Genomic DNA, 25,201 nt, shown 5'->3' on the forward strand with positions numbered 1-25,201 from the left:
TTTTTCCCAGAACTTCTGCTTAATCCTCTTTCAAGGATAGTCACGGACGAAATCAACGGCCTGATTTTTGTTCTTGATCAGGCTAGAAGGTTGATGTTGTCGCTATATTGACTCACTCTTAACTCATACTTCCTTTGAATTTTTGGAGTGCCATATGCGAGCGCTTGTACTTGAGCAAACTGAAGGCCGTACTACCGCAGAAGTGCGTGAAATATCCCCGTCACAGTTGCCAGCCGGTAATGTCACGGTGGATGTTAATTGGTCTAGCCTGAATTATAAGGATGCTTTGGCTATCACGGGTAAAGGAAAAATCATCCGCGAATTCCCCATGGTTCCAGGTATTGATTTTGCGGGCACAGTCCACAGTAGCGAAGATCCGCGCTTTCATGTCGGCCAGTCGGTTTTACTGACCGGCTGGGGGGTTGGCGAGAACCATTGGGGCGGTTTGGCAGAACAAGCTCGCGTCAATGGCGACTGGCTGGTTCCAATGCCTGAAGGGTTGGAACCTCGCAAGGCGATGATCATCGGGACCGCAGGTTTCACCGCAATGTTGTGTGTCATGGCATTAGAAGAAGGTGGCGTGACACCGGAAAGCGGTGAAGTGGTAGTCACTGGTGCCAGCGGAGGCGTTGGCAGCACGGCGATCGCTTTGCTTGCTGCTCTGGGTTACAAAATCGCGGCTATTTCTGGCCGTGACAGTAACAGCGAATACCTCAAAAGCCTCGGAGCTCATCGGGTGCTCTCACGCAACGACTATCTTGACGCGTCACGCCCATTAGAGAAACAATTGTGGGCAGGGGCCATTGATACTGTTGGCGATAAATTGCTGGCTAAAGTGCTGGCACAAATGAATTACAACGGCACGGTTGCCGCTTGTGGCTTAGCGGGCGGTTATTCGCTACCCACGACCGTGATGCCATTTATTTTGCGCAATGTGCGTTTGCAAGGGGTAGATTCAGTGATGACCCCGCAACAGCGGCGGCTGCAAGCTTGGCAAAGATTACAGAAAATTTTGCCCGAAAGTTTCTATCAGCAAGCATCACAATCCATCACGCTCGCCGATGCGCCAGCTATCGCTGAACGCCTGCTAGTAAATGAAGTCACCGGTAGAACCTTGGTGAAAGTCCGCTGATTTAGCTCCGCCGGGGGCATCATGCTCCCCGGCTTATCATTCGTATTGTAATGATTTTCAAATTTCCCTCCGCCTCTCTAGCACTTATCTACATAAGCCGCCATGATTAATATCAATTAGGTTAGTCTGATTCCCCCTGTTTGACGGAGCTATTTTATGCGCAAATTTTTATCCCATTCCCTGTGTAATACTGCCATTGCGCGCAAACTGACCGAAGCGGATGTAACCCCCGAAAGCATTTTTTATCAGCGCCGTAAGGTGTTACAAGCATTGGGGATCACTGCTGCTACGCTGGCGTTGCCCACATCTGCACAGGCTGACTTACTGGCATGGTTTAAAGGGAATGGCCGCCCCAAAGCCCCTTCGGGCAAACCACTGGATTTCACCAAATCAACGGTTTACCACCCTGATTTGGCGCTGACGCCAGAAGATAAAGTCACTGGCTATAATAATTTCTATGAATTCGGCTTGGATAAAGCAGACCCCGCAGCCAATGCCGGAACACTGAAAACCGATGATTGGCAGATAAAAATCGACGGTGATGTCGCCAAACCAATGACACTCAATATTGATGACCTAATAAAACGCTTCCCACTGGAGGAGCGAATTTACCGTATGCGTTGCGTGGAAGCCTGGTCAATGGTGGTGCCGTGGATTGGCTTTGAATTGAGTAAACTGCTCAAGCTGGTTGAACCCACCAGCAATGCCCGTTACGTCGCGTTCCAGACACTTTATGCACCGGATCAAATGCCGGGGCAAGAAGATCGCTTTATTGGCGGCGGTCTGAAATACCCTTATGTCGAGGGATTACGACTGGATGAGGCTATGCACCCCTTGGCCTTCATGACATTGGGGGTTTATGGCAAAGCTCTGCCACCACAGAATGGTGCGCCACTGCGCCTCATCACCCCGTGGAAATATGGTTTTAAAGGTATAAAGTCTATCGTTCATATTCGCCTGACTCATGACCAGCCGCCGACAACCTGGAATCTGAGCGCGCCCAACGAATATGGTTTTTATGCCAACGTGAACCCGCATGTCGATCACCCGCGCTGGTCTCAAGCAACCGAACGCTTTATTGGCGCCGGCGGAATCTTAGATGTTCAGCGCCAACCGACGCTGTTGTTTAATGGCTATGCCGATCAAGTTGCTTCACTCTATCGCGGTTTGGATCTGCGGGAGAATTTCTGATGCGGCTTAGTTTACGACAAATTAAGTGGCTAAAAGTCGCTATTTGGCTAGCAGCCGCACTGCCTTTTCTATGGCTAATTTTATCCGTGGACCAAGGCTGGTTCAGTGCTGATCCCGCCAAAGATATTCAACACTTTACCGGCCGCATGACTCTTAAATTGTTATTGGCGACACTGCTGGTCACGCCACTGGCACGCTATGGCAAGCAACCGCTGCTGATCCGCTGTCGCCGGTTGTTAGGTCTATGGTGTTTTGCCTGGGGAACATTGCATTTGGTCAGCTACTCGGTATTGGAACTGGGGCTGAGTAATCTTAGCCTGCTGGGGCGTGAACTGGTGACCCGCCCTTACCTGACACTCGGCATAATAAGTTGGCTATTGTTACTGTCGCTGGCCGTGACTTCCACCTTATGGGCACAACGAAAAATGGGAGCCAACTGGCAAAAATTGCATAATCTGGTGTATGTTGTCGCCATTCTTGCGCCAATTCATTATCTTTGGTCGGTGAAAACCCTATCACCACTACCAATTATTTACGCAGTGGCGGCAGCAATATTATTAGCATTACGTTATAAAAAATTTCGACAATGGTGCCGCTAAAAATCAGAGCTTTTCATCAGTCTTCATCTTTTCGATTGAATATCTTCGCTGATAAGACCAGTATTTAGCTGCTAATTGCTACGATATCATTATAATGCTCGACCTTAATGCTGATCGCAGTGTCAAATTCGTCGTAAAAAGGTGACAAATCGGTGACATCAGGTTATTTTTTACGATGATGTACTAATTGCCGGAGATACCAGCACAATGTCGGATAAGTTTCACATTTTGCTTCTGAATGGCCCTAACTTGAATCTGCTTGGAACGCGTGAACCCGAAAAGTACGGTTACACGACATTGGCTGATATTGTCAGTCAATTAGAGACTCAAGCTCAGGTAATGGATGTGGCGCTATCCCATTTGCAGTCAAATGCAGAGCATGTGCTGATCGATAGAATTCACCAGGCACGGGGTAATACCGATTTTATCCTGATCAATCCGGCAGCGTTTACACATACCAGTGTTGCACTGCGCGATGCGTTGTTAGGTGTGCAGATCCCATTTATCGAGATCCACTTATCTAACGTGCATGCTCGAGAGCCTTTCCGTCATCATTCATATCTCTCTGATATCGCGGTTGGCGTAATCTGCGGACTTGGCGCAGATGGCTACAACTTTGCTTTACAGGCAGCGGTAAATCGCTTGTCAAAATCCAACTAATTGCAACACAAAAAGAGTACGGAATCACACTCATGGATATTCGTAAGATTAAGAAACTGATCGAACTGGTTGAAGAGTCCGGCATTTCAGAGCTGGAAATCTCAGAAGGCGAAGAGTCAGTACGTATCAGTCGTGCTCCCGCCGCACCAAACTACCCAATGATGCAACAGCCGTATGCTTTCGCTGCACCACAGCCTGCTCTGGCAGCCGCTGTCGCTCCAGCACCTGCTGAACCTGCTGCACCGGCTGCTATCAGTGGTCATATCGTGCGCTCCCCAATGGTCGGTACTTTCTACCGCACCCCGAGCCCGGATGCCAAAGCCTTCATTGAAGTAGGTCAGAAAGTTTCTGCTGGTGACACTCTTTGCATCGTTGAAGCGATGAAAATGATGAACCAAATCGAAGCAGATAAATCCGGTACTGTAAAAGCCATTCTGGTTGAAAACGGTCAACCGGTTGAATTCGACGAGCCTCTTGTCGTCATCGAGTAACGAGGCGTTCCATGCTTGATAAAATCGTAATCGCTAACCGCGGTGAGATTGCGCTACGTATCCTGCGAGCTTGTAAAGAGCTGGGGATCAAAACTGTCGCAGTTCACTCTGTTGCGGATCGTGATCTTAAACACGTATTACTGGCTGACGAGACTGTCTGTATTGGTCCCGCGCCGTCTGTCAAAAGCTATCTGAACATCCCGGCAATTATTTCTGCTGCTGAGATCACCGGCGCGGTGGCTATTCACCCCGGCTATGGTTTCCTGTCTGAAAATGCTGATTTTGCCGAACAGGTAGAGCGTTCTGGTTTCATCTTTATCGGCCCTCGCGCCGAAACCATTCGCCTGATGGGTGACAAGGTTTCTGCGATAAATGCCATGAAGAAAGCCGGTGTACCTTGCGTACCTGGCTCTGATGGCCCACTGGATGACGATACTGCCAAGAATAAAGCCTTTGCCAAACGAATCGGTTATCCGGTCATTATCAAGGCATCAGGTGGTGGTGGTGGTCGTGGTATGCGTGTGGTTCGTCACGATAAAGATCTTGAGCAATCCATTAACATGACGCGTGCGGAAGCAAAAGCAGCTTTCAATAACGACATGGTTTACATGGAGAAATACCTGGAAAACCCACGCCATATCGAAATTCAGATTTTGGCTGACGGTCAGGGTAATGCTATCTATCTGGCTGAGCGCGACTGTTCTATGCAGCGCCGCCACCAGAAAGTCGTCGAAGAGGCACCAGCACCCGGTATCACCAGCGAAACACGCCGTTATATTGGTGAGCGCTGTGCGAAAGCCTGTGTGGAAATCGGCTATCGTGGCGCGGGGACTTTTGAGTTCCTGTATGAAAACGGCGAGTTTTATTTCATCGAAATGAACACCCGTATTCAGGTTGAGCACCCGGTTACCGAAATGATCACCGGTGTCGATTTGATTAAAGAACAGCTGCGTATCGCCGCGGGCCAACCTCTTTCCATCAAACAAGATGACGTGAAAGTACAGGGTCACGCAGTAGAATGCCGTATCAACGCCGAAGATCCGAATACCTTCCTGCCAAGTCCGGGTAAAATTACCCGTTTCCATGCGCCGGGCGGTTTTGGTGTGCGTTGGGAGTCTCATATTTACGCCGGTTATACCGTGCCACCATATTATGACTCCATGATCGGTAAGCTGATCACTTACGGTGAAAACCGTGATGTTGCTATTGCCCGCATGAAGAATGCGCTGGCAGAACTCATTATCGATGGCATCAAAACCAACGTTGAGTTACAGCAGCGCATCATGAACGACGAAAATTTCCAACACGGTGGCACGAATATCCACTATCTGGAGAAAAAACTCGGGATGCAAGAAACCTGATATTTCGCCTTTCATGCGCTTTACCTTTTATATCAGGGCCGGTTAATCATCGGCCTTTTTCTTTTTAAACTTTCTTTAGGCTTTTATACCCAAGTCATTGGCGTTGTAGCCCAGCGGCAATCTAATGAAATCCGATAAGTTAATTCGGGTACGTGAGAGCAGCTAACAATGCTGTAGTGCCAAAGAGAAGTTACCCATATTCATTGGTGCTACAGCCAGGCAACAAACTCACCTCTCCCAATGAATGGGTTCGGGTGAATGAGAGTGGCTAGCAACACTGTAGCGCCAAGTTACAAGGGTATGGGGAAAAGACATGGATACAAGATTTCTACAGGCCAATAAAGAAGCGCGTTGGGCCTTTGGCTTAACACTGGCTTATCTGGTTGGATGGGTAATAACGGCTTATTTACCGGGCAATATTCCCGGCATAAGCGGCCTGCCAGCTTGGTTCGAAGCGGCCTGTATTGCACTGCCACTGCTGTTTATTGTGCTGTGCTGGTTAATGGTGCGCATGATATTCCGCGATATCTCCTTGGAGGACGACAATGCAAACTGATGTCATCCTGCCATTAGTCGGCTATCTGGCCATGGTATTTGGCTTATCTATTTATGCTTACACTCGCCGCAAAACCGGGAATTTTCTTAACGAATACTTCATTGGCAACCGCTCGATGGGGGGATTCGTCCTGGCAATGACCCTGACTGCGACGTATATCAGCGCCAGTTCATTTATCGGCGGGCCGGGTGCTGCCTATAAATACGGCCTTGGTTGGGTATTGTTGGCAATGATTCAATTGCCTGCGGTGTGGTTGTCATTGGGGGTATTGGGCAAGAAGTTTGCTATTCTGGCACGCCGTTATAATGCCGTGACACTCAATGACATGCTGTATGCGCGCTATCAGAGCCGCTTATTAGTGTGGTTAGCCAGCCTCAGCTTGCTGGTGGCGTTTATTGGTGCCATGACAGTGCAGTTCATCGGAGGCGCCCGCTTGCTGGAAACCGCAGCCGGGATTCCTTATGACACTGGCTTATTGATTTTCGGTATCAGTATCGCGCTATACACCTCTTTTGGTGGTTTCCGCGCCAGTGTGCTCAACGACGCCATGCAAGGGCTGGTCATGTTGGTAGGCACCATATTACTGTTGGTGGCGGTTATCCATGCCGCAGGTGGGCTACATAAAGCCGTCGAAACACTACAGCATATTGATCCGGCACTGGTCTCTCCTCAGGGCGGTGATCAGATCCTCGATCTGCCGTTTATGGCATCATTCTGGATCCTAGTGTGCTTTGGTGTTATTGGTCTGCCGCATACTGCGGTACGTTGTATTTCGTATCGTGATAGTAAAGCCGTGCATCGCGGTATTATTCTCGGCACCATTGTTGTGGCAATCTTAATGTTTGGTATGCATTTGGCTGGTGCATTGGGTCGCGCCGTCTTACCGGATCTAAAGATCCCGGATCAAGTGATCCCAACCTTGATGATCACCGTGTTACCGCCATTTGCCGCAGGGATCTTTCTGGCAGCACCGATGGCGGCGATTATGTCGACCATCAATGCCCAGTTACTGCAATCTTCGGCGACCATTGTGAAAGATTTATACCTCAATCTGCGGCCAGAAGAGCTGAAGAATGAACGTAAATTGACACGTATTTCCAGTATGTCGACACTGATACTCGGGCTATTACTGCTGCTTGCCGCCTGGCGACCACCAGAAATGATTATCTGGCTAAATCTGCTAGCCTTTGGCGGCCTGGAGGCGGTATTCCTTTGGCCATTAGTGTTAGGGCTGTATTGGGAGCGAGCCAATGCCCATGGTGCTCTGAGCTCAATGGTTGTTGGTGCTATATGCTATACCGTCCTGGCCAGTTTCGACATTAAGATTGCCGGTCTGCACCCGATTGTGCCATCGCTGATACTTAACCTGCTGGCGTTTTATATCGGTAATCAGTTTGGCGACAGGGCAAGAGCGCGACAACCTGTCATCGCCACTACTGAATAGAATCGCTAATTATAGATAGCGATTATTGACCAAAACCTTATTGATAAAAACCGATCTAAACTCACAAGTTGAGGATCGGTTTTGGAAGAGAAAAGCTATGCCTTGGATCCAACTTAAGTTAAACACCACCGGTAATCAGGCCGAATCTCTGGGTGATGCACTGATAGAAAGTGGCGCAGTCTCTGTGACGTTTCAAGATACCCATGATAATCCTGTGTTTGAACCGCTGCCGGGGGAAACTCGTCTATGGGGCGATACCGACGTCATTGGTCTGTATGATGCAGAAACCGATATGGCGGAAGTGATTGCCATGCTGGAATATAACCCACAGATCGGTAAAGGTTTTATCCACAAAATTGAGCAGTTGGAAGATAAGGATTGGGAACGCGAATGGATGGATAACTTCCATCCAATGCGCTTTGGTGAGCGCCTGTGGATCTGCCCAAGCTGGCGTGATGTGCCCGATCCTAGCGCCGTTAACGTGATGCTCGACCCCGGTTTGGCTTTTGGTACCGGTACTCACCCGACCACCGCATTGTGTCTGCAATGGCTTGATGGTCTGAGTCTCGAAGGTAAAACGGTTATCGACTTCGGCTGCGGCTCAGGCATTTTGGCTATTTCTGCGCTAAAACTCGGTGCAGCGCGCGCTATTGGCATCGATATCGATCCGCAGGCTATTCAGGCCAGTCGAGATAACGCACAGCGTAACGGCGTCTCAGAGCGTTTGGAGCTCTATCTGGCCAAAGACCAACCAGCAAACTTATCTGCTGATGTGGTGGTCGCCAATATCCTGGCCGGCCCATTACGGGAACTCGCGCCATTGATTAGCGTCTTGCCAGTTGCTGGCGGCCATCTTGGTTTGTCAGGCGTGTTAGCAACGCAAGCGGCTGGTGTCGCCCAAGCCTATGAGGGTCAATTCACTCTCGACCCGGTAGCTGAGAAAGAAGAGTGGTGCCGCATCACTGGCACCAAAAAGCCATAGCCGCCCGCCAATAATGGCTGCTCATGTTATAGGCGTTGCAACACTCGCGGTTGTAACGCCAAGTTTGGCTAGCATTTTCTGACAGCAGCTAGCAATCCATCAGGCATTATTTTTAGCTAAAATGAGATGTCAAACTCATTTATATCTGCTCTTTATCATTGATTTGATGAATAAATCAGCACTTTCGACCACAATTATGTTATGCCGAAAGTTGATAAGTATGTTGTTTAGTAGAAAATACTAAAGCGCACAATTTAACCATATTGACTTAACTTAATGTTATATATAGATAAATAATTAATTAGCCAAGATTAGTCGGTAATTTATCACTCTTTTTTCATCAATTGGTCAAAGTTTGGCCTTTCATCTGGGCGCAAAAATGCGTAATATACGCGCCCTTACGGACACAGTGTGGTCATTCTTTGTCTATGCGTATTGGACACATCCAGCTTACAAATTGCCTGATTGCCGCCCCGATGGCCGGTATAACAGACCGCCCCTTCAGAGCGCTATGTCACGGCATGGGGGCTGGGATGGCTGTATCTGAAATGCTCTCCTCTAATCCAGAGGTATGGCGGACGGATAAGTCGCGTTTGCGCATGGTTCATAGTGATGAGCCAGGAATTCGTACCGTGCAGATTGCCGGTAACGATCCGGATGAGATGGCAGCAGCCGCCAAAATCAATGTGGCGAATGGTGCACAAATCATCGACATCAATATGGGATGTCCGGCCAAGAAAGTGAACCGCAAACTGGCAGGATCTGCATTATTGCAACATCCTGATCTGGTCAAACAGATCCTCTCCGCAGTGGTTAATGCGGTAGATGTGCCGGTAACGTTGAAGATCCGGACTGGTTGGTCTGCCGAACACCGTAACTGTATAGAAATTGCCCAACTGGCTGAAAATTGTGGTATACAAGCCCTGACGATTCATGGCCGAACCCGTTCTTGTCTGTTTAATGGCGAGGCGGAATACGACAGTATTCGGGCAGTTAAGCAGATTGTTTCCATTCCCGTTATCGCGAATGGTGACATCACTGACCCGCATAAAGCCAGAGCGGTGCTCGACTACACTGGGGCTGATGCCCTGATGATAGGACGTGCCGCTCAGGGAAGACCTTGGATCTTCCGGGAAATCCAGCATTATCTGGACACTGGGGAGTTGCTGCCACCGATGCCACTTGGCGAAGTACAGCGCTTGTTGGACGGGCATATACGGGAATTGCACGACTTTTATGGTCCAGGCAAGGGATTTCGTATTGCACGTAAGCACGTCTCTTGGTATCTCCAGGAGCACGCCCCTAACGACCAGTTTCGGCGCACATTCAACGCCATAGAGGATGCCAGCGAACAGCTGGAGGCGTTGGAGGCATATTTCGAAAATCTTGCGTAAACAGAAAAAAGAGCTGACAGAACTATGTTCGAACAACGCGTAAATTCTGACGTACTGACCGTTGCAACCGTAAACTCACAAGATCAGGTGACTCAAAAGCCTTTGCGTGACTCGGTAAAACAAGCACTGAAGAACTATTTTGCTCAACTGAATGGTCAGGATGTAAGTGACCTGTATGAGTTGGTACTGGCTGAAGTTGAACAGCCATTGTTGGACATGGTGATGCAATACACCCGTGGCAACCAAACCCGTGCTGCCCTGATGATGGGTATCAACCGTGGCACGCTACGTAAGAAATTGAAAAAATACGGCATGAACTGATACTAGTCAGTTAAGTTGTTGTTTAAAAAGGCGTACTCCACACGGAGCGCGCCTTTTTTATTAGGCAATATCTACCCGATTACGCCCCCGCTGCTTCGCACGATATAAAGCTTCATCGGCCCGTTTCAGTGCATCTTCTGGTATTCCTTCGCCATTCCAGAACGCCACACCTAATGAAATCGTGATAGGTCTGATTTCCGCCATCACCATCATTTCGACATTATGGCGCAGCCGATTAGCGACCTGTATAGCAATATTGGGCAAAGTGCCGGGTAGCAATATCAGAAACTCTTCACCACCACTGCGACACAGAATATCGCTGTCGCGCGAGCTATCACGGATTTGTATTGCTAATTGCTTGATAACTTCATCGCCGACATCATGGCCATAAGAGTCATTAATCAATTTAAAGTGGTCAATATCTAAGGCGATGACAGAAAAATGCTGTCCGAGCTGGGCGATAGGCTCAAGCATGATCGCCAGTCCGCGTCGGTTATACAGGCCAGTCATGGGGTCAGTTTGGGCCTCAAACTTCAGTTTGCCGATTTTCTTTTGCAATAAACTAATGCCAATCAGCAATGCCCGCTTAAGCTGTGTGACTTCGAAATACCATGCAGGAATTTCTTTAATGCTGCTGGCAATATCCGATTTATCCATATCATTGGCACTGCCTGCCAGTAACCATAGCGGGCGAGCAATTAACCGGGATAAGAACCAAACACCCAACAATGTCAGTAAAGCCAGCGGCGCTATATGGCCCAATCCTTTCAGCATTAGCCCTTCCAGGGGCTTCAAAGTGGACGACTCTGGCCGTAGGGTAATAATTTCCCAACCCGATGGGTTCACCACGGAATAGCCCGCCAGCATCGATTCACCCTGGGTGTTGATCATCATTAAGCTGCCATTGTCACTTTTCTTGGTAGCCTCGGTAATTGGCCTCGGCTCCAGAACCTCCCCGATACGGCTAACATCGCGGTGATAAAGGATGCGCCGATCAGCATCAAGCACCACGATGTAAGAACCATCGCGATAGTAATGTTCACCCAATAATTCATTTAAAATACTTTGCTTTCGCAGATAAATAGTCCCGCCGATGTATCCACGATAGCGCCCATCCGGCGTGATAATAGGTGAGGATATATTGATAACCAGATTATTAGCCGCAGACACATATGGCTTACTGATAAGAGGGCGGCGTAGCTTTAGTGCCTCCGCAGACCCTGGTGATGTCAGGGTGTGACCCAAGAGTTGGAGGTTATCTGGCGATGTGGCGCGGATGATGCCGTGTGCGTCGGTTATCACCACCGAGTTGAAGCTGTCAGTCTGGTATTTGAGCCGCGCGGTTTCTGCTTGTAGAACGTCATTATCGTCAAAATGCTTTGCGGCAATCATACTGCTGTAGTGAAGCTGCTTTTGTGCACTTCGTAGGAAAATTTCAGCGCTGGACGCCAGTTTAGTGGCATAAACGCGGTTAGCTTCCAGTGTGTTATCAATCAGCAGCTGCCGTTGAACTCGATAACTGGCATAGAAGCTGTTTGCCAGCGTCACAAATGCACTCATTACAGCCAGAATAAGGATTAAGCGACCTAGGTCGAGGCGAAAAATTTTGGTTGAAATCATCAAGCGTAACAAGACGACATTCCTGAAACTGTAAAAAGGCCATATTTAGCATTGACGGTAGCATGAAAAGAAAATAGGAACTCGCCTATATATGCATCTGCTCATTATTTATCTCTTCAAATGAATCATTATCACGCTATAGTCATTATTAACAGTTATCTATGGCTTTGGTGATTGTTAGCTGACGTCTGACTTGTACTGACAATGAGGGGTTAATTATGAATAAAATGGTCATTGCTGTAGCACTCGCGGCTACTGTATTAAGTGGATGCGCCAACAATAGAACGGCGTCTGGTGATACTTTCACTGCTGCTCAGGCACGGCAAGTACAGACGGTTACCTATGGTACGGTGATTTCTGCACGCCCGGTTACTATTCAAGGCGGTAGTGAAAACAATGTGGCTGGCGCTATCGGCGGGGCCGTAGTCGGTGGTTTCCTGGGGAATACTATCGGCGGTGGCCGTGGTAATAGCCTGGCAACAGCCGGTGGTGCCGTTGCCGGGGGCATGGCAGGTCAAGGTGTGCAAAGTGCTATGAACCGCAGCGAAGGTGTACAGTTGGAAATCCGTCGTGATGATGGTAGCAGTATTGTCGTCGTGCAGGCTCAGGGGCCAACCCGCTTCAGCGCCGGCCAGCGTGTCATCATTGCGAGTGATCGCAGCGGCACTGTGACCGTTTCTCCACGTTAAACGCGAGCGCCGGGAGATCTCTCCCGGCATTTTGCCTCAACGTAAAAAAATTACACCATTTTTTTGTCGATCTAATTTGCTGTTTACTAACACAAAAATAGAAAATTACATTCAACAATAGATGAAAAAACCATTGATATTAGTTATAGCAGTCAAATATTAGGTTGCCACAGGAAATGTGTTGTGGTTAAATAGCGTCATCGGTTTGGAACACAGACCTTATGAAAGCAGTTTTAGTAAAGCAGTCCTCAGTTCAAGCGTTATCCATAGATATCCCTTCTCCGTGAGTCTCCTCCTAAGTGCCCAATAAGTTATCCTCTGAAAAACAGACCACGTTCGCTACATTATTGTGGCAAAAATAATTGAAGGAAATATCTCTATGTCTAATAAAATGACTGGTTTAGTAAAATGGTTTGACGCTGGTAAAGGTTTTGGTTTTATCACTCCTGCTGACGGCAGCAAAGATGTATTCGTACACTTCTCTGCTATCCAGAGCAATGATTTCAAAACCTTAGATGAAGGTCAAAAAGTTGAGTTCTCTATTGAGAACGGCGCTAAAGGCCCATCAGCGGTAAACGTAGTCGCTCTGTAATTCAGTGTGATTAGGGGGGCTGGCTGCCAATAGCGATGACGGCTAGACCCGAGCAGAGTAGCGGCTCCCCAAATAAGTAAAGTAGTACCCGGTTGACAGTAACATTTATGCAAGCAGTTTTAGTAAAGCAGTTCCCCGTATTAGCGTTATCAGATAGATACCTCTTCTCCGCGAAATTCCTTCTAAGTGCCCCATAAGTTGTGCCCAAGCCTATTCGCTCGCCTATGGCGGCAATCAAAAATAATTGAAGGAAGTATCTCTATGTCTAATAAAATGACTGGTTTAGTAAAATGGTTTAACGCTGATAAAGGTTTTGGTTTCATTACTCCTGCTGACGGCAGCAAAGATGTATTCGTACACTTCTCTGCTATCCAGAGCAATGATTTCAAAACGTTAGATGAAGGTCAGAAAGTTGAGTTCTCTATCGAGAGCGGCGCTAAAGGCCCAGCAGCGGTAAATGTTATTGCTCTGTAAGAGTCAATAATTAAAACCTAAATCAAAAGTAGCTACGGCTCCAATGATTAAGGTATATCGGGATGATTTACGATAGCGATGAAGGTGATAGCCCTGAGCAGTTAAATCATTCTGAATAAAATAACCCGCCTTTGTGCGGGTTTTTTGTTACTGAGAACATGGTCTCATCCCTAATAATATAAATCCCAGTCCAATCCAGAGAGAAATATTTAATCAGTAAAATTTATACATTATTTCTTAACGGATGCATTTAATCTACACGCTCAGATTGCATTCCCTTCCTGCGCCCTGCCACCTCGTCTATTAATGCAAAATTATGTTGTTTTAACAGATAAAATCCCACCCCATATAATTAATAAAGTAAAGTAATCGACAAATTTTGCATGAATTACTTAGATCAGAATAATATATTTATCCCACCGCACTTCCCCGCGCCGTGCAATATAAGAATGACTTTGATCAAAATGATGGCGTTATTTTCCCTATACAGTTATTTCATATAATCACAGCCTTAATAATTTAACTATCCCCGACTACTGCTGGCGATGATTAACACTGCACATAAAATAGCATCAGGGTAAATAATCATGTCGATATTCAAAACACGTATAGAAAGAATGCTAATCATCCTATTTATTGGGATAAGTATCTGGTTTAGTCCAGTACCGGAATCTGTTGATCCGCGTGCCTGGCATCTTATGGCAGTCTTTGCCGCCACCGTTATTGGTCTGATTCTCTCGCCCTATCCGTTAGGTGCAATGGCAGTTTTCAGCCTGACGGTAGTCGCCGCCACCGGTTTATTAAGCATTAAAGAAGTGCTCGCCGGTTTTGCCGATCCGACCATCTGGATGATAGCTTGCGCCTTCTTTATTTCACGCGGTTTCATCAAAACAGGCTTTGGTCGTCGGGTCGGGTACTTATTTATCAGTAAGTTAGGTCACAGCTCACTGGGCCTTGCTTATGGCTTAGTATTGACTGACTTGATGTTTGCCCCAGCAATGCCATCAACATCCGCTCGCTGTGGTGGCATCATCACCCCCCTGTTTCGCTCAATATCTGAAGCTTATGAATCCACACCAGACCGGGGAACCGAGCGCAAAATCGGGGCTTTTCTGGTGCAATGTATTTTCCAATGCAACGCCATTACCTGCGCAATGTTCCTAACTTCGATGGCGGGTAACCCGATGATAGGTAAGTTGGCCGGCGAAATGGGGATAACCATTACCTGGACCAGTTGGGCACTGGCCGCGATTGTCCCGGGGTTAATTTCTCTGGCAGTCATTCCTTTGCTGCTGTACCGCTTTTATCCACCGGAATTGAAGAAAACCCCGGAAATGCGCGCCTTGGCCATCGTGAAACTGAAAGAGATGGGGCCAATGAGCCGCAATGAATGGATCGTGTTATCGGTCTTCATTGGGCTGGTGACCCTGTGGGTATGTGGTGCCGCGCTGAATATTGATGCCACAATGACCGCCTTTATTGGCCTGGCTATCTTGTTGCTGAGCGGCGCGCTAACTTGGGATGATGTCATTGCCGAGAAAGAAGCATGGCACACGGTGATTTGGTTTGCAGTGCTGTTAACATTGGCCAGCCAACTGAATAAACTGGGATTTATTTCCTGGTTTGGCGCCTCAATTGCGGGTTCGGTACAGGGCATGAATTGGGTACCGATGATGGGGATTTTGCTGCTGGCGTACTATTACAGTCACTATATGATGGCCAGCGCCATTGCCCATATCAGTGCCATGTATGCAATTTTTGTTTCCATTGCTATTGCTGCAGGAGCGCCGCCAATGCTGACGGTACTGGTATTTGGTATGTTCAGTAACTTGTATATGGCGACAACCCATTACTCCGGTGGCCCGGCACCTATTCTATTTGGGTGTAATTTTATCCCGCTGGCGACCTGGTGGAAAATAGGTTTCCTGATCAGTTTGGTGGTCATTCCTATCTGGCTGATCATCGGTAGCGCCTGGTGGAAAGTGTTAGGTTTCTGGTAAGTCTCCGAGTAAATCAAACCAAGACACCGCGCTGTCATACGGACGCGGTGTTTTTAATCGCCAATAGGTTCTTTCAATGCCCACGTTCCGCTAACCATTGGCCGCCTCCGACATTTATCTTATGATTCCATTTACCACGGTTATGATATAATTCACCAAAAGCTAGCCTCGCTTATCGATAGCCCTCTTTTGTGACCATTCACTACGCGACCCCCGCTTTTAATGTAAATATTGCGTCAATTATCGTGTTCACGAAAACGATAGTCGACCTACGGTGTCTGAAGATATGTACCGCTATCGAGTTATTTCCTTATGCGTTACACGCTCGCACTTAACGCATAACGATAGAGTTAATATGATAAAGCCGCAGAAATTCCATATTTCCCTGCTCCACCCCCGCTATTGGCTAACTTGGTTTGGCTTGGGCGTCCTGTTTTTGTTAGTCCAATTACCCTACCCGCTGATAAACAAATTAGGGGTTTGGCTCGGGCGCACTTCAATGCGTTTTCTCAAACGGCGGGTTTCCATTGCCCGGCGTAACCTCGAACTCTGCTTCCCTGATATGGATAAAACCACTCTCGAGCGGACGATTGTCGGTAATTTCGAATCTCTGGGTATGGGGTTGCTGGAAACCGGTATGGCATGGTTTTGGCCCGATGCGCGCGTTAAGCGCTGGTTTACCGTCTCCGGCCTGAATCACCTGAAAAAGGCACAAGAAGGCAATCGCGGTGTCTTGGTGATTGGCGTTCATTTTATGTCGCTGGAGCTGGGCGGCCGAGTCATGGGCCAATGTCAGCCGATGATGGCAATGTATCGCCCACATAATAATAAAGTGATGGAGCTGGTGCAGACTTGGGGCCGTATGCGCTCCAATAAGGCGATGTTGGACCGTAAAGATCTGCGTGGCATGGTGCAAGCCCTGAAAAAAGGTGAAGCCGTTTGGTTCGCCCCGGATCAGGATTACGGCCCACGTGGCAGTGTTTTTGCGCCTTTGTTTGCGGTCAGTCAAGCCGCCACTACCAGTGGTACTTTTATGTTAGCTCGCTTAGCAAAACCGGCATTACTGCCATTAGTGCTACTGCGTAAAACAGATGGCAGTGGTTATGACCTGCTTATCCAGCCCGCGTTGGAAGATTATCCTATTGATGACGAGATAGCGGCCGCCCGTTACATGAACAAAGTGATTGAAAAAGAAATCATGCGTGCTCCTGAGCAATATCTTTGGTTGCACCGCCGCTTTAAAACTCGCCCCGCGGGTGAACCATCACTCTATTAAATGCAACGCACGCAAAAACCCGGTTTATACCGGGTTTTTTATTACCTGAAGCCCGCCCAATGTGGCTGGGTTAGAGTTGCTCCCCGACCTGTGCTGAGCTATCGGTCTGTGCTGTATCTTCTATAACAATGAGATTACGCCCCGGTAATGTTTTGCAGGCCGCCCCGCTGGCAGGTGGAGCCGTCGCGGGATAGCTCTCTTTGGGTAAGACATAAACCGGCGTGGTGGCGACAAAACCATCACTGAAAGTCGCTTCAACAAAAGTGGCCTGCCAGCCAGAAGTGGGTTCCGTCAGCGCAATATCAAAGGTATTTTCCGCTGTTACCGCCAGTGGGAATGCGCTATATCGCACATCACAAGCATAGCGAAAATCACGCGCTTCACTGTTTGTGGCAGTCCAAAGCAATACTTTATCCGGGGTCTCGGACAACGTCACCGTCAATGTTTGCACCTTATCTTTCGTGCCAATACTGGTATTCATTTGTGGTATGGCCATGGATTGTCGCAGGCGATTAACAAATGGAATCAGTGACTGTTCGCTAAACGCTTTAATACCATAGTGGCTAGAGTTGGGGGCAACTCGCAGGGCTTTCTCTCCTGGTAATTTTTCGTAATAAAAATCTGTGTTATCAGGCACGTAGAAATCATCGCCGCTGGCATTGATAATATATTTTGGAATGCTCAGCCGGGACTGATACGCCGTTCCCATATACTGTAGGGGATCAATAATTTGCATCAATTTGGCAAAGCTATCTGTATCCAGCTTTTTATCAATTTCATCCAGATAATAAGGGGCAAAAGCAATCGGCCAGTTGCCGCCATAAGATTGATACATATGTTCCAATGCGGCGCGGGTATCCAGCAGATCAATAACAAAGGGCGCTATCGCGTTAACACGGGGGTCAGCAATCGCCGTAAGCCAAGTTGTCCAACCTCGTTTGGATAATCCGGTGACAATAAAACCGTCTAATGCTTTTTCCGGCAAAGCTTGTTGGGCCATGGTCATAGCCTGAGAAACGGCTGCCGCCATGGGGACTTGCAAGGGCAATGTAGAACGGGACTCCGGGGCCGCCATAAATAGAGCCCAGCTACGGGCAACACTGACATCTTCTTTTCGTGGTTCGCCATCTTGTTGATATTCAAGATATTGATTGGGAATAGTGCTAATTGCTATCACCACAGTGTTGGTTTCGCGGGCAATATTTTGCAATTCATCAAGGGAAAAATCAGTCGGGCCAGAAGCAGGAACTGTATCAGTGGCATAGTTAATCCCATTATTAATCACCACCAGCGCTTGCGTCGAAGTGCTGCTACTCGGAATAAAGATCTCGACCTCGTGCTGCCAGGCGGCAGGAGAGACTAAATTCTCGGGTGCCCAATGTTGAGAAGTCAGTTGGTAGCGACGCCATTCAAGCCCCGGTAAATTCTCCTGACTGAGTAAGTTGTAGATGAGCGGTTCTGTAGCTAATTTATCCTTGTAGCAGGACAAAACCTGAGAAAAATCAGTATCATCGCACTTGGTTGATTCAACATCCGCTTGTGCCAAGCAACTGGCCGTGAGCAACCAAAGCAATCCACATATCAAAGCCGTTAAATAATGAGGCATAATCCCTATCCTTTTATCTAATGTATTTAGGTGAAAACTTTCACACAGGAATTAGATGACGAATTGAGAGTTCAAAAAATCCGAATTTCACCTGTATATGCCGTTTTTTATATTACGCGGCGCACAAAACTCAGCCGGTAAACTCACGAGACAGCCTCAGCCCTCCTATACGCCAAAACCATAAGAATTTTCTGCCCTAAAAAATATCAACTGGCCCTAAAACGCTCTATTACGGTGCAATCCCCCCTCTCCATTTTTACCTACAAAGAGTTAATCCCAAGTAATTACTCAGAGGATCAATGGAATGTAACTCTGGCATCCCATTTGCTAATACCAAACTGGCTACACGCCAACAGACAGCGAAGGTGCATCACGGGTGCGCTACAAAATGACAATAGGCACGACTTTGCCTCACAGGACGCTTTCATGAAAAAAATAATGATTTCAACGCTGGTTGCTGCTGCCTCGTTAGTGGCATTAGCGGGTCAAGCCCAGGCGGGCACCACTTTGGATGCGGTGAAGAAAAAAGGTTTTGTGCAATGCGGTATCAGTGATGGGTTGCCTGGTTTTTCTTATGCAGATGCCAGCGGCAAATTCTCCGGGCTTGATGTAGACATTTGCCGTAGTGTTGCCGCCGCCATCTTTGGTGATGCAGAAAAAGTAAAATACACACCGCTGACGGCAAAAGAGCGTTTCACAGCTCTGCAATCTGGCGAAGTTGATATTTTGTCACGTAACACGACCTGGACGTCCTCCCGCGATGCCGGTATGGGCATGTTATTTACCGGCGTGAACTATTATGACGGCATCGGCTTCCTGACCCACCATAAAGCCGGGCTGAAAAGTGCTAAAGAGCTGGATGGCGCCACCGTATGTATTCAGGCCGGCACTGACACCGAGCTCAATGTTGCTGACTACTTTAAAGCCAATAAAATGCAATATACGCCGGTGACTTTCGACCGCTCTGATGAGAGTGCCAAAGCACTGGACTCTGGCCGCTGCGACACCCTGGCCTCCGACCAATCTCAACTGTACGCACTGCGCATCAAGTTAGGTAAACCAGACGATTTTATCGTGCTGCCAGAAGTCATTTCCAAAGAGCCTCTGGGGCCAGTTGTGCGCCGTGGCGATGAAGATTGGTTTGCCATTGTTCGCTGGACATTGTTTGCCATGCTGAACGCCGAAGAAATGGGTGTGACCTCGAAAAATGTCGAGGAATTGGCGGCCAAGCCGACAACACCTGATATGGCACATTTGTTAGGTCACGAAGGCAATTATGGGAAGGATCTTAAAGTTCCTAATGATTGGGTAGTTAAAATCGTCAAACAAGTGGGTAACTACGGCGAAAGCTTTGATCGTAATGTGGGTATGGGCAGTGAGCTGAAAATCAAACGCGGCCAAAATGCGCTGTGGAACAATGGCGGTCTTCAGTACGCGCCTCCGGTTCGTTGATAACAGACACCACTCCGGCAGGCCTGTCCTGCCGGATGAATGATCCAGACCGAGGCCCACACTATGTCACAACGCCCAACCGCCAAAGGTGCCTTTTCGCTGACTAACCCAGCGGTGCGCGCCTGGATGTATCAAATTATCGCGCTTTTGATACTGATCGGATGCGGTGCGTACCTGATCCATAACACGATTACCAATCTATCAACCCGAGGTATCACCTCCGGTTTTGCTTTCCTGAATAACAGCGCCGGTTTTGGCATTGTTCAGCATCTTATCGACTATGAGCAGGGCGATACCTATGGCCGAGTCTTTCTGGTCGGGCTATTCAACACCTTGCTGGTGTCCGTATTGTGTATTTTCTTTGCCTCAATATTAGGCTTTTTTCTTGGCTTGGCGCGTTTGTCTGACAACTGGTTATTACGCAAATTGTCGACAATCTACATTGAGACATTTCGTAATATTCCGCCGCTACTGCAAATCTTCTTCTGGTATTTTGCAGTATTGCGCAATCTTCCGGGGCCAAGACAGAGTTTGGATGCTTTCGGAGTAGCATTCCTGAGTAATCGCGGTTTGTATCTGCCATCCCCGGAGCTCGCCGCGGGTTTTATGCCAGCGCTGATAGCCTTGCTACTGGCCGCCATCGCCATCATTGCACTATATCGCTATAACCATTTTCGTCAGTTACATACAGGCCGATTCCACCGCACCTGGCCTTTGGGCTTATTGCTATTGATAGCCCTGCCGACACTGACTCATTGGCTATATGGCCCGGCGTTACACTGGGATTTACCGCAGTTACGGGGTTTTAACTTTAAAGGCGGGCTGGTGCTGATTCCTGAATTGGCGGCCTTAACACTGGCGCTGTCAGTTTATACCTCAACCTTTATTGCCGAAGTCATTCGCTCAGGTATTCAGTCAGTTCCGCATGGTCAGCACGAGGCCGCGCGCTCATTGGCGTTGCCTAATACCGTGACCTTGCGCCAGGTGATTCTGCCGCAGGCGCTGCGCGTCATCATCCCCCCGCTGACCAGCCAATACCTCAATATTGTCAAAAACTCTTCGCTGGCGGCGGCAATTGGCTATCCCGATATGGTGTCGCTGTTTGCCGGTACGGTACTGAACCAGACCGGCCAGGCGATAGAAACCATTGCCATTACCATGTCGGTCTATTTGGTTATCAGTCTGTCCATTTCATTTTTAATGAATCTCTACAACCGGCGTATTGCGCTGGTAGAGCGCTAAGGGAAGCGAATGACAATGACATTAACTCGCGAACCACCCAGCACTGTGCGACCGGGAAATCCATTAAGTCGGATGGTGTTTTGGGCCAGAAAGAATTTATTTTCCAGTTGGACCAATAGCTTACTGACTCTATTGTGCTTATGGCTAATGTGGCAGTTAATTCCGCCCTTACTCAATTGGGCAATTTTTAACGCCAATTGGCTGGGTACAACACGCGCTGATTGCACCCGCGAAGGTGCCTGTTGGGTATTTATTCATGCACGCTTTGGCCAGTTTATGTATGGCCTGTATCCCATAGATCAGCGCTGGCGGATAAACACCTCGCTAATCATTGGGTTACTCACACTCATACCATTGTTTTACCACGGTATGCCACGCCGTGGCCGGTATCTGGCTGTTTGGGCGGTAACCTATCCATTATTGGTGTGGGTGATGCTATACGGCGGTTTATTCGGGCTGGCCGTGGTTGAAACCCGCCAATGGGGTGGCCTGACTCTCACCCTGATTATCGCCGCAGTAGGCATTGCCGGTGCCTTACCACTGGGTATATTGCTGGCACTGGCCCGCCGCTCCAGCATGCCCGTCGTGCGTATTCTGTCAGTGGTTTTTATCGAGTTTTGGCGCGGAGTGCCATTAATCACTGTGCTATTTATGTCCTCGGTGATGCTACCGCTGTTTATGACCGAAGGCACCAGTATCGATAAGCTCATTCGCGCGTTGGTGGGGGTGGTGCTATTCCAGTCAGCTTATGTGGCGGAGGTGGTGCGCGGCGGCTTACAAGCTTTACCCAAAGGCCAAACCGAGGCGGCTGAGTCACTGGGTCTGGGCTATTGGAAAACTCAAGGGCTGGTTATCTTGCCACAAGCCCTGAAGATGGTGATCCCAGGGTTGGTGAACACTATTATCGCGCTGTTTAAAGACACCAGTCTGGTTATCATCATTGGCCTGTTTGACTTGTTCAGCAGTGTGCAGCAAGCCACTGTCGACCCCGCCTGGCTGGGGATGTCAACCGAAGGCTATGTCTTTGCCGCGGCGGTTTATTGGATTTTCTGTTTCAGCATGTCGCGCTATAGCCAGCATCTGGAGAAGCGCTTTCACACCGGACGTTCTACACATTGAGGCCTAACATGAGCGACAACCCGCTAATCCAGAACGATAAAATGATGATTACATTGGAAAATGTTAATAAGTGGTATGGGCAATTCCACGTATTGAAAGATATCAATTTGTTTGTGCGTCCCGGCGAACGCATCGTGTTATGCGGCCCTTCTGGCTCTGGCAAATCCACCACTATTCGCTGTATTAATCACTTGGAAGAGCATCAAGAAGGAAAAATCAGAGTTGATGGTATCGAGCTTAATGACGATTTACGCAACATTGAGCGAGTTCGCACCGAAGTCGGCATGGTGTTTCAGCACTTTAATTTGTTCCCGCACTTAACCGTCATGCAGAACTGCACCTTGGCCCCAAGTTGGGTTCGGAAAATGCCGAAGAAAGAAGCCGATGAGCTGGCAATGCATTATTTAGAGCGGGTGCGCATTGCTGAACATGCGCATAAATTCCCCGGCCAGTTATCCGGCGGGCAGCAGCAACGGGTGGCGATTGCCCGCTCTTTGTGTATGAAACCCAAAATTATGTTATTCGACGAGCCGACGTCAGCACTGGATCCGGAGATGGTGAAAGAAGTGCTGGATACCATGATAAGTCTCGCACACGAGGGGATGACCATGCTGTGCGTCACCCACGAAATGGGCTTTGCTCGCACCGTTGCCGACCGGGTTATTTTTATGGATCGCGGCGAAATTGTTGAGCAAGCGCCACCGGCTGAATTCTTCTCTCATCCGAAATCAGAACGGACACAGGCATTTTTAGCACAGGTTATTCATTAAATTCATTACGTTGGGTGTTTTCATTGAATATTTTCGGGTGAGGTTTCCTCACCCATTTTTATACCAACTACCACAGCAAATGGCCGATTAAGGGCGCGCCAATCACCGTAATAATACCCGCCAACATCATTACCAGGCTGGATACCACCCCCTCCTGTTGCCCCATTTCATACGCTTTAGCCGTACCGGCCCCATGAGAGGAAGCCCCAAGGCCCGCGCCTTTTGCCAAACCGCTGCGCACAGAAAGGCGCAGGAACAGCAAATCCCCGACCGCCATGCCAAACACCCCGGTAATCACCACAAACAGCGCGACCAAATCCGGCTGCCCACCCAACTGTTTCGCGGCCTCGAGAGCAAAAGGTGTGGTAATAGAGCGCACCGCCAAACTGCGTTGCACTTCTTCCGAGAGGGTCAATAACTTCGCCAGCCACACCGAGCTGACCACTGCCACGGTAATCGCGGTGATAACACCAGCAGTGAGAGACAGCCAGTGGCGGCGGATAATCGAGAGATTCTCATACACCGGCACGGCAAACGCGATGGTTGCGGGGCCCAGCAGCCACAATAACCAATGCGTCTCACCAATATAATCCTGATAAGAGATATGGGTGACCACCAGCAACAGCACCAATACCATGGGGGTTAGCACCAAGGGCATCAATAATAATGACCGGCGACGGCGATAAAGCTTTTTATTGGCGAAGTAAAGTGCCAGCGTGGCCAGGAAACACGCGATGCTGATAATAAAATCATTCATGATGATTAGATTTGCGACGTTGTAGCCACACCTCAAAACGGTAAACCCGGTCAACTACCAAGCCCGTTGCCGCGAGGGTGAGCGAGGTGCTGACGGCGATAACTGCGAAAATCTTCCAGCCATCCACCATGATCAATTGCGCATAATTCACCACGGCGACCACTGCGGGAACAAAGAACAACAGCATTTCAGCCAATAGCCAGCGCGAGCCAGCCTGAACCCAGCGCACCGGCATGATTCGCAGCATAATCATAGCCAGCAGCAATAACATGCCGACAATATTGGCAGGCAATGGCAGGTGGAAAACCCTCACCAGTTGGTCAGCAATAACAAATAACCCAGCATACAATGCCACCTGGACGGGCACCTGTAGCCGCGTAAGAACTGAAGGCGCAAAATTGCGTAACGCCAATGACATGAGAAACCCCAGTGGGAAATTTTACCAGTGCTCAGTATAGGCCGCAGACAACGTTGCAAAAAATGAATTAAAATCATTGTAATCATGCCTAAATGGCATACTTCCCAATGCTCATGGCTTCACTCACTACCAGGAAAATAATGGACATCAGAACCTTACGTTATTTCGTCGAAGTGGTGCGCCAGCAAAGCTTCACTCGGGCAGCGGAGAAATTGTTTGTTACCCAGCCCACGATTAGCAAAATGCTGCGCAATCTGGAAAGTGAATTGGAGTGCAGCTTATTGACTCGCGAAGGACGACGCCTACATTTGACCGACAGCGGACAGGCGGTTTATCAGCGCGGGCTGGCTATCCTCGACCAATTTCAGCAGTTGGAAGCGGAATTGGATGATATTGGTTCATTGAAAAAGGGCAAGTTGCGGCTGGGCATCCCCCCCATGGTCGGCACGCAAATGGCCGTACTTATCAGCGAATTTCGCCGAAGTTACCCCGGAGTAGAACTGCAAATTGCCGAATTTGGCGGCTTAACCGTACAACAGGCGGTGTTATCCGGCGAATTGGATTTAGCCCTGACCGCCCTGCCGGCCGATAGCGATTTGCCATTGACATCATTGCCACTGTTCAGCCATCCGCTTTGTGTGGTTGTACCGCGTACCGCGTTTTGGCTTAACCGCACGACCATGAGTATTCCTGAGCTGGCGGACTTGCCTATCTTGATTTATAACGAGGATTTTGCGCTCTACCGCCAGTTAATGGATGCTTTCGCCACCGGTGGTTTCACCCCCCAAATTGCTGTCCGCAGCGGTCAATGGGACTTTCTCGCCGCAATGGTGCAAGCCGATATTGGTATCGCTATTTTGCCAGAACCTATTTGCCAGCGGCTGGATAAAAATGCGCTGTTATGGCTGCCATTAGAGCCACTGATGCCATGGCAGTTAGGATTGATCTGGCGTCAGGGAAGTTATCTTTCTCACAGCGCACAGGCATGGATAAGCCGCTGTCGGGAGTTTTGGCCCAATGGTTCATTGGTGGAGATAAAACCGGCCACGCAGTAG

Annotated in this window: 25 protein-coding genes; 21 read left to right on the forward strand and 4 right to left on the reverse strand. The window is 48.6% G+C overall.

The genetic code is table 11. From position 1 onward, the window contains the following. Positions 1 to 154 precede the first annotated feature (154 nt). The 11 genes from acuI (at position 155) to fis (ending at position 10,131) form a co-directional block, all read left to right on the forward strand. Positions 155 to 1,132, forward strand: coding sequence for an acrylyl-CoA reductase (NADPH) (acuI, locus tag F0T03_RS19295; RefSeq protein WP_159680142.1), 978 nt, complete (start codon positions 155 to 157; stop codon positions 1,130 to 1,132). 156 nt (positions 1,133 to 1,288) lie between these two features. Further along, positions 1,289 to 2,323 (forward strand): protein-methionine-sulfoxide reductase catalytic subunit MsrP, encoded by a 1,035-nt coding sequence (gene msrP, locus F0T03_RS19300; RefSeq protein WP_159680145.1) that lies wholly within the window; start codon positions 1,289 to 1,291, stop codon positions 2,321 to 2,323. Beyond that, positions 2,323 to 2,922 (forward strand): protein-methionine-sulfoxide reductase heme-binding subunit MsrQ, encoded by a 600-nt coding sequence (gene msrQ, locus F0T03_RS19305; protein ID WP_145555153.1) that lies wholly within the window; start codon positions 2,323 to 2,325, stop codon positions 2,920 to 2,922. The genes msrP and msrQ overlap by 1 nt, the downstream gene beginning before the upstream one ends. Before the next feature lie 207 nt (positions 2,923 to 3,129). Beyond that, positions 3,130 to 3,582: a type II 3-dehydroquinate dehydratase gene (gene aroQ, locus F0T03_RS19310; protein WP_145555152.1), complete on the forward strand. Its 453-nt coding sequence runs from the start codon at positions 3,130 to 3,132 to the stop codon at positions 3,580 to 3,582. A gap of 32 nt (positions 3,583 to 3,614) precedes the next feature. After that, positions 3,615 to 4,073: an acetyl-CoA carboxylase biotin carboxyl carrier protein gene (gene accB / locus F0T03_RS19315; RefSeq protein ID WP_145555151.1), complete on the forward strand. Its 459-nt coding sequence runs from the start codon at positions 3,615 to 3,617 to the stop codon at positions 4,071 to 4,073. Between the two features lie 11 nt (positions 4,074 to 4,084). Then, positions 4,085 to 5,434, forward strand: a complete 1,350-nt coding sequence (gene accC / locus F0T03_RS19320) for an acetyl-CoA carboxylase biotin carboxylase subunit (protein ID WP_159680148.1) — start codon at positions 4,085 to 4,087, stop codon at positions 5,432 to 5,434. Positions 5,435 to 5,747: 313 nt separating this feature from the next. Then, positions 5,748 to 5,990: a YhdT family protein gene (locus F0T03_RS19325; RefSeq protein WP_145555149.1), complete on the forward strand. Its 243-nt coding sequence runs from the start codon at positions 5,748 to 5,750 to the stop codon at positions 5,988 to 5,990. Further along, positions 5,980 to 7,434 (forward strand): sodium/pantothenate symporter, encoded by a 1,455-nt coding sequence (gene panF, locus F0T03_RS19330; protein WP_159680150.1) that lies wholly within the window; start codon positions 5,980 to 5,982, stop codon positions 7,432 to 7,434. The genes F0T03_RS19325 and panF overlap by 11 nt, the downstream gene beginning before the upstream one ends. A gap of 97 nt (positions 7,435 to 7,531) precedes the next feature. Then, entirely contained in the window at positions 7,532 to 8,416 is an 885-nt protein-coding gene (gene prmA, locus F0T03_RS19335; RefSeq protein ID WP_159680153.1) for a 50S ribosomal protein L11 methyltransferase, read from the forward strand. 428 nt (positions 8,417 to 8,844) lie between these two features. Then, positions 8,845 to 9,810, forward strand: a complete 966-nt coding sequence (gene dusB / locus F0T03_RS19340) for a tRNA dihydrouridine synthase DusB (RefSeq protein WP_145555146.1) — start codon at positions 8,845 to 8,847, stop codon at positions 9,808 to 9,810. A 24-nt stretch (positions 9,811 to 9,834) separates the two neighbouring features. Further along, positions 9,835 to 10,131 carry a DNA-binding transcriptional regulator Fis gene (fis, locus tag F0T03_RS19345; RefSeq protein WP_002210061.1) on the forward strand — a complete coding sequence of 99 codons (297 nt, stop codon included), beginning with the start codon at positions 9,835 to 9,837 and terminating at the stop codon, positions 10,129 to 10,131. A gap of 60 nt (positions 10,132 to 10,191) precedes the next feature. On the opposite strand, the gene F0T03_RS19350 is transcribed toward fis, so the two are convergent. Next, positions 10,192 to 11,751: a sensor domain-containing diguanylate cyclase gene (locus F0T03_RS19350; RefSeq protein WP_159681017.1), complete on the reverse strand. Its 1,560-nt coding sequence runs from the start codon at positions 11,749 to 11,751 to the stop codon at positions 10,192 to 10,194. Positions 11,752 to 11,969: 218 nt separating this feature from the next. On the opposite strand from F0T03_RS19350, the gene F0T03_RS19355 reads away from it, so the two are divergent. From F0T03_RS19355 to lpxP, 5 genes are all read left to right on the forward strand, one after another. Next, on the forward strand, positions 11,970 to 12,440 hold the full coding sequence (locus F0T03_RS19355; protein WP_145555145.1) for an outer membrane lipoprotein: 471 nt from the start codon (positions 11,970 to 11,972) through the stop codon (positions 12,438 to 12,440). 379 nt (positions 12,441 to 12,819) lie between these two features. Continuing rightward, the gene (gene cspE / locus F0T03_RS19360; RefSeq protein ID WP_005163090.1) at positions 12,820 to 13,032 is read left to right on the forward strand and encodes a transcription antiterminator/RNA stability regulator CspE; all 213 of its coding nucleotides are present in this window, start codon (positions 12,820 to 12,822) and stop codon (positions 13,030 to 13,032) included. A gap of 261 nt (positions 13,033 to 13,293) precedes the next feature. Continuing rightward, positions 13,294 to 13,506 (forward strand): cold shock protein CspG, encoded by a 213-nt coding sequence (gene cspG / locus F0T03_RS19365; RefSeq protein WP_025376799.1) that lies wholly within the window; start codon positions 13,294 to 13,296, stop codon positions 13,504 to 13,506. 587 nt (positions 13,507 to 14,093) lie between these two features. Beyond that, a complete protein-coding gene (locus F0T03_RS19370) occupies positions 14,094 to 15,506 on the forward strand; it encodes an anion permease (protein WP_159680155.1) in 1,413 nt (470 codons plus the stop codon). A 355-nt stretch (positions 15,507 to 15,861) separates the two neighbouring features. Continuing rightward, positions 15,862 to 16,782, forward strand: a complete 921-nt coding sequence (gene lpxP / locus F0T03_RS19375) for a kdo(2)-lipid IV(A) palmitoleoyltransferase (RefSeq protein WP_145554694.1) — start codon at positions 15,862 to 15,864, stop codon at positions 16,780 to 16,782. A gap of 70 nt (positions 16,783 to 16,852) precedes the next feature. On the opposite strand, the gene F0T03_RS19380 is transcribed toward lpxP, so the two are convergent. After that, positions 16,853 to 18,388 (reverse strand): PhoPQ-activated pathogenicity-related family protein, encoded by a 1,536-nt coding sequence (locus F0T03_RS19380; RefSeq protein ID WP_159680159.1) that lies wholly within the window; start codon positions 18,386 to 18,388, stop codon positions 16,853 to 16,855. 426 nt (positions 18,389 to 18,814) lie between these two features. Between F0T03_RS19380 and F0T03_RS19385 the strand changes: the two genes are divergently transcribed. The 4 genes from F0T03_RS19385 (at position 18,815) to F0T03_RS19400 (ending at position 22,971) form a co-directional block, all read left to right on the forward strand. Further along, a complete protein-coding gene (locus F0T03_RS19385; protein WP_159680163.1) occupies positions 18,815 to 19,840 on the forward strand; it encodes an amino acid ABC transporter substrate-binding protein in 1,026 nt (341 codons plus the stop codon). Between the two features lie 63 nt (positions 19,841 to 19,903). After that, positions 19,904 to 21,082, forward strand: a complete 1,179-nt coding sequence (locus tag F0T03_RS19390) for an amino acid ABC transporter permease (protein ID WP_159680167.1) — start codon at positions 19,904 to 19,906, stop codon at positions 21,080 to 21,082. A gap of 15 nt (positions 21,083 to 21,097) precedes the next feature. Then, complete coding sequence (locus F0T03_RS19395) at positions 21,098 to 22,201, forward strand: amino acid ABC transporter permease (RefSeq protein WP_162527061.1); 1,104 nt, start codon at positions 21,098 to 21,100, stop codon at positions 22,199 to 22,201. An 8-nt stretch (positions 22,202 to 22,209) separates the two neighbouring features. Beyond that, a complete protein-coding gene (locus tag F0T03_RS19400; RefSeq protein ID WP_145554689.1) occupies positions 22,210 to 22,971 on the forward strand; it encodes an amino acid ABC transporter ATP-binding protein in 762 nt (253 codons plus the stop codon). A gap of 67 nt (positions 22,972 to 23,038) precedes the next feature. On the opposite strand, the gene F0T03_RS19405 is transcribed toward F0T03_RS19400, so the two are convergent. Next, complete coding sequence (locus F0T03_RS19405) at positions 23,039 to 23,728, reverse strand: LrgB family protein (protein WP_049634503.1); 690 nt, start codon at positions 23,726 to 23,728, stop codon at positions 23,039 to 23,041. Then, on the reverse strand, positions 23,721 to 24,146 hold the full coding sequence (locus tag F0T03_RS19410; RefSeq protein WP_145554688.1) for a CidA/LrgA family protein: 426 nt from the start codon (positions 24,144 to 24,146) through the stop codon (positions 23,721 to 23,723). Before F0T03_RS19410 ends, F0T03_RS19405 begins: the two co-directional genes overlap by 8 nt. A 140-nt stretch (positions 24,147 to 24,286) precedes the next feature. Between F0T03_RS19410 and F0T03_RS19415 the strand changes: the two genes are divergently transcribed. Next, complete coding sequence (locus tag F0T03_RS19415) at positions 24,287 to 25,201, forward strand: LysR family transcriptional regulator (RefSeq protein ID WP_145554687.1); 915 nt, start codon at positions 24,287 to 24,289, stop codon at positions 25,199 to 25,201.

It is taken from the genome of Yersinia canariae (assembly GCF_009831415.1).
Classification (GTDB): Bacteria; Pseudomonadota; Gammaproteobacteria; order Enterobacterales; family Enterobacteriaceae; genus Yersinia; species Yersinia canariae.